Source organism: Streptomyces aurantiacus (genome assembly GCF_001418335.1).
GTDB classification, from domain to species: domain Bacteria; phylum Actinomycetota; class Actinomycetes; order Streptomycetales; family Streptomycetaceae; genus Streptomyces; species Streptomyces aurantiacus.
The window spans coordinates 1-4,969 of record NZ_LIPP01000275.1 but is presented as its reverse complement, the minus strand read 5'-3'; the positions used below and the strand labels follow the sequence as shown (position 1 = coordinate 4,969).

Annotated in this window: 3 protein-coding genes; all 3 read left to right on the top strand. The window is 72.2% G+C overall.

Going from position 1 to position 4,969, the window contains the following annotated elements; genetic code table 11:
- The first annotated feature begins 236 nt into the window (after positions 1 to 236).
- Positions 237 to 2,432: a germacradienol/geosmin synthase Cyc2 gene (cyc2, locus tag AOK01_RS30765; protein ID WP_055517410.1), complete on the top strand. Its 2,196-nt coding sequence runs from the start codon at positions 237 to 239 to the stop codon at positions 2,430 to 2,432.
- 245 nt (positions 2,433 to 2,677) lie between these two features.
- The gene (locus AOK01_RS30760; RefSeq protein ID WP_055517409.1) at positions 2,678 to 3,835 is read left to right on the top strand and encodes an aminopeptidase P family protein; all 1,158 of its coding nucleotides are present in this window, start codon (positions 2,678 to 2,680) and stop codon (positions 3,833 to 3,835) included.
- Positions 3,836 to 3,944: 109 nt separating this feature from the next.
- On the top strand, positions 3,945 to 4,853 hold the full coding sequence (locus AOK01_RS30755) for an aminoglycoside phosphotransferase family protein (RefSeq protein WP_055517407.1): 909 nt from the start codon (positions 3,945 to 3,947) through the stop codon (positions 4,851 to 4,853).
- Positions 4,854 to 4,969 lie beyond the last annotated feature (116 nt).

The following is a 4,969-nucleotide window of genomic DNA, read 5'->3' as shown; positions in this document are numbered from 1 at the left end:
CTCTCCCGGCCGTCCGTCGTTGTCTTTCAGCCCGTCCGGCGTTTGAGGACGAGCGCGCAGCGCGATTGCGGGGGTCTGGGGGCGGCAGCCCCCAGTAGTGACGGGAAGGGTAGGGGCGGCGGGGGCGAAAGCACACCCTTCCCCGCCGCGGGCGCGGTCATTCGACCGTTCACGCGATGGTGCGATCATTGCCCGCCACACGGATGCCCGCCCACACCCCCGGGTAGTGCCGGGCCATGACGCAGCCGTTCGAACTCCCACACTTCTACATGCCGTATCCCGCGCGGCTGAACCCGCATCTCGACGAGGCCCGCGCCCACACCACCGAGTGGGCGCGCGGAATGGGCATGCTGGAGGGCTCCGGCATCTGGGAGCAGGCCGACCTCGACGCGCACGACTACGGACTGCTGTGCGCGTACACGCATCCCGAATGCGACGGTCCCGCCCTCTCGCTCATCACCGACTGGTACGTGTGGGTCTTCTTCTTCGACGACCACTTCCTGGAAACCTTCAAACGCAGCCAGGACCGCTCCGGCGGCAAGGCCTACCTGGACCGCCTCCCGCTCTTCATGCCGCTCGACCTCTCGACCCCCGTGCCCGAACCGCGGAACCCGGTCGAGGCCGGGCTCGCCGACCTGTGGGCGCGCACGGTCCCCTCGATGTCCATGGGATGGCGCAGGCGGTTCGCCGAGTCGACCGAGCATCTGCTCAACGAGTCGATGTGGGAGCTGTCCAACATCAACGAAGGGCGGGTCGCGAACCCCGTCGAGTACATCGAGATGCGCCGCAAGGTGGGCGGCGCCCCCTGGTCGGCCGGGCTCGTGGAGTACGCGACCGCGGAGGTCCCCGAGCAGGTCGCCCGCTCCCGGCCGCTGCGCGTGCTGATGGAGACCTTCTCCGACGGGGTCCACCTGCGCAACGACCTCTTCTCGTACCAGCGGGAGGTCGAGGAGGAGGGCGAGCTCAGCAACGGAGTGCTCGTCCTGGAGACGTTCTTCGGCTGCACGACCCAGCAGGCCGCCGACACCGTCAACGACATCCTCTCCTCGCGGCTGTACCAGTTCGAGCACACGGCGCTCACCGAGGTGCCCGCGCTGGCCCTGGAGAAGGGCCTCACCCCGGCCGATGTCCGTGCCGTCACTCAGTACACCCAGGGGTTGCAGGACTGGCAGTCCGGCGGCCACGAGTGGCACCTGCGGTCGAGCCGGTACATGAACGAGGGCGCCCTGGCGACCTCCCCCCTGAGCGGCCGCAGCGGCCTCAGCGGGCCCGGCACCTCCGCCGCCGACGTCGGGGCCCTGCTCGCCGCGGCCGGCGCCGAGCGGCTGCGCGCCTACACGCATGTGCCGTACCAGAAGGTCGGTCCCTCCCTGCTCCCCGACTTCTACATGCCGTTCCAGGTCCGGCTCAACGCCGACCTGGACGGGGCCCGGCGGCGCGTCACCCCGTGGGCCCACAGCATGGGCCTCCTGCGGGAGGGCGTCTGGGACGAGGACAAGCTCGACGCCTACGACCTGCCGCTGTGCGCGGCGGGCCTCGACCCGGACGGCACACCCGAGGCCCTGGACCTCAGCTCGCAGTGGCTCGCCTGGGGGACGTACGGCGACGACTACTACCCGATGGTGTTCGGGCACCGCCGGGATCTGGCCGCCGCGAAGCTGTGCACCGCACGGCTGTCCGCCTGTATGCCCGTCGAGGGCGAGGAGATCCCGCCCCCGGCCAACGCGATGGAGCGCGGCCTCGCCGACCTCTGGCGGCGCACGACGGCCTCGATGACCACGGAGGCGCGCCGCACCATGCGGGCCGCGGTGGAGGTCATGACGGAGAGCTGGGTGTGGGAGCTGTCCAACCAGCTGCAGCACCGCATCCCCGACCCCGTCGACTACCTGGAGATGCGCCGCGCCACCTTCGGCTCCGACCTCACCAAGAGCCTGTGCCGCCTGGGACACGGCCCGAAGGTGCCACCGGAGGTCTACCGCAGCGGTCCCGTCCGGTCGCTGGAGAACGCCGCGATCGACTACGGGATGCTCATCAACGACGTCTTCTCGTACCAGAAGGAGATCGAGTACGAGGGCGAGGTGCACAACGCGCTCCTGGTCGTGCAGAACTTCTTCGGCTGCGACTACCCGGCGGCGCTCGGCGTCGTCCACGACCTCATGACCCAGCGCATGCAGCAGTTCGAGCATGTCGCGGCCCATGAACTGCCCGTCCTGTACGAGGACCTCGGCCTCTCCGACGAGGTCCGCGAGATCATGCAGGGCTATGTCGTGGAGCTGCAGAACTGGATGGCCGGCATCCTGAAGTGGCACTACGACTGCCGCCGTTACGGAGCCGCCGACCTGGCCCGCCGCGCCCACGGCTTCGTACCGGGGCAGCTCCCGGAACTGCCGTTCGGCCCTGCCCGGCGCACAGCCTCGATCGCGGCCCTCTGAACCAGGACCGACCGGCAACCCGGCAACCCGGCACCGGGCCGGGAGCGCGGGCGACGGCGGGCCGCACATCCGGCGCGGCCCGCCGCCCGCGCGCTCCCCTTCCGACACCGATACCGATACCGATACCGACACCGGTTCCGGTCCGGGTTCCGGTTCCGAAAGTAGGGCTTACCGGCTCGCGTCGCCTCCGCTGTCCGGGCAGGATGCTGACCGTAGCCCCTACCGCCCCACGGAGGATCCGGATCATGACCGGCACGCCCGCGCCCTTCACCGTCGACGACTACCGGGCACGCATGGAGCGCGCCGCACGGGCCGCCGCCGAGGCGGGGCTCGCCGGTGTGCTCGTCGCGCCCGGACCCGACCTCGTATGGCTCACCGGCTACGCGCCGCCCGCGGCCACCGAGCGGCTCACCCTGCTGGTGCTCGCCGCCGGACGGGACCCCGTGCTCGTCGTGCCCACCCTGGAGGCCCCGGACGCCGAGAAGGCGGTGGGCGCGCCCGCGCTGACCCTCCGCGACTGGACCGACGGCAAGAACCCGTACGCCATCACGGCCCCGCTGCTCGACGCCTCCGGCCTCGCCCACAGCCTCAAGGGCGACAGCGGCGCCCCCATCGGCGTCAGCGACAACACCTGGGCGCTGCACCTGCTGGGCCTCCAGAAGGAGCTGCCCGGCACCTCGTACGTCTCCCTCACCGACGGGCTGCCGATGCTCCGGGCGGTCAAGGACGCCGCCGAACTGGACCGGCTGGCAGCCGCGGGCGCCGCCGCCGACGACACGTACGAGGAGATCCTGAAGGTCGCCTTCGCGGGCCGGCGCGAGTCGGACGTCGCCGGTGACCTCGCCGATCTCCTGCGGCGGTTCGGGCACGAACAGGTGGACTTCACGGTCGTCGGATCGGGCCCGAACGGCGCCGACCCGCACCATGAGGCGGGCTCGCGCGTCATCGAGCACGGCGACACGGTCGTCCTCGACTTCGGCGGCCTGAAGTACGGCTACGGCTCCGACACCTCCCGCACGGTGCACGTCGGCGAGCCGACCGCCGAGGAACAGCGGGTCCACGACATCGTCCGCGCCGCCCAGCAGGCCGCGTTCGAGGCCGTGCGGCCCGGTGCCGCCTGCCAGGACATCGACCGGGCCGCCCGCGCCCTCATCACCGAGGCCGGATACGGCGACCGCTTCATCCACCGCACCGGGCACGGCATCGGCGTCACCACCCACGAACCGCCGTACATGATCGAGGGCGAGGAACAGCCGCTCGTGCCCGGGATGTGCTTCTCCGTGGAGCCCGGCATCTATCTGCCGGGCCGCTTCGGGGTACGCGTCGAGGACATCGTGACGGTCACCGAGGACGGCGGACGCCGGCTCAACGACACCTCCCGGGAGATGGCCGTCGTGAACTGACCACTCCACTCCGTCCCATTTCCGTCCCCTTCCACTCCAGTTCACTCCACTCCACTCCACTTCCGGCAGATTCCGCACCCCGGACCTCCCCACGGCGGACGGCGCGACCATGACCCAGGCAGCGACACCCACCACGGACACCGTGCGACGCCTCGTCCGCTCCCTCCTCCCGGACGGCGGCGGGCCCCGGATCACGCCCGTCGCCGAGGGCGGCGAGCACTTCACCTGGTTCGTGGGCGCACGCCATGTGCTGCGGCTCGCCCCGGACCGCGAGACGGCCCGGCGCCGGCGCCGCGAACTGCGGCTGCGCGACCTGGTACGCCCCCACATCGGCGTCGCCGTCCCGGTGAGCATCGCCCACGGCGAATGGGCGAGCGGGCTGACGTACACGCTCGACACACTGATCCCCGGCGACTCCGGCGAGCAGCAGGACGTCTCCGCCGTCGGCGAGGCCGACCTGGCGGGACTGCTCACCGGACTGCGCGAGGTGCCGGAGCGCCAGGCCGAGGCACTCGGCGTGCCCCGCGTCAGGCCCCGGTCCCTCGAAGCGCTCCGGACCGCCGCCGGGCGCGCCGCCGAACAGCTCGCCGCCGCCGACGAGTTCGACCCCGCCCGGCTCCAGCAGCTCACCGCGCCCGCCGCCGTCCAGCTCGCCCCGCAGCCGGGCGCGGCCTTCCTCGTCCACCACGACCTCAAGGGTGAGCACCTCGTGGTCAGCGGCGACGGACGGGTCCGGGGTGTCCTCGACTGGACCGACGCCGCGGTCGGCGACCCCACCGAGGACATCGCGGGCCTGGCCCTGGCCGTCGGCGCGCCCGCGGCGGTGCGCGCGGCCACGCTCGCCGGTTACGGGGCCCGGCCCTGTCTGCGCGGCCTGTGGCTCGCCCGCTGCGACACGCTGACCCGGCTCGCGGACGGTCTCCGCCGGCCCGATGCCGACCCCCTGCCGCTGCTGCGCGCGCAACTGGCCCGCGCCTGGGAGGCGATCCTGCTTGAACGGGTAACAGAACTCCGGTGAGGAGTCGCCTGCGGGCCCGGTGGGGGCTGGTCGCGCAGTTCCCCGCGCCCCTAAAAGACTGCGCAGTTCCCCCGCGCCCCTGCTTTTCAGGGGCGCGGGGAACTGCGCGCTCAGCC

Bases quoted from the DNA above. Each gene is read 5' to 3' on its own strand.
- cyc2 (WP_055517410.1), top strand. From the start codon at position 237: ATGACGCAGCCGTTCGAACTCCCACACTTCTACATGCCGTATCCCGCG.
- AOK01_RS30760 (WP_055517409.1), top strand. From the start codon at position 2,678: ATGACCGGCACGCCCGCGCCCTTCACCGTCGACGACTACCGGGCACGC.
- AOK01_RS30755 (WP_055517407.1), top strand. From the start codon at position 3,945: ATGACCCAGGCAGCGACACCCACCACGGACACCGTGCGACGCCTCGTC.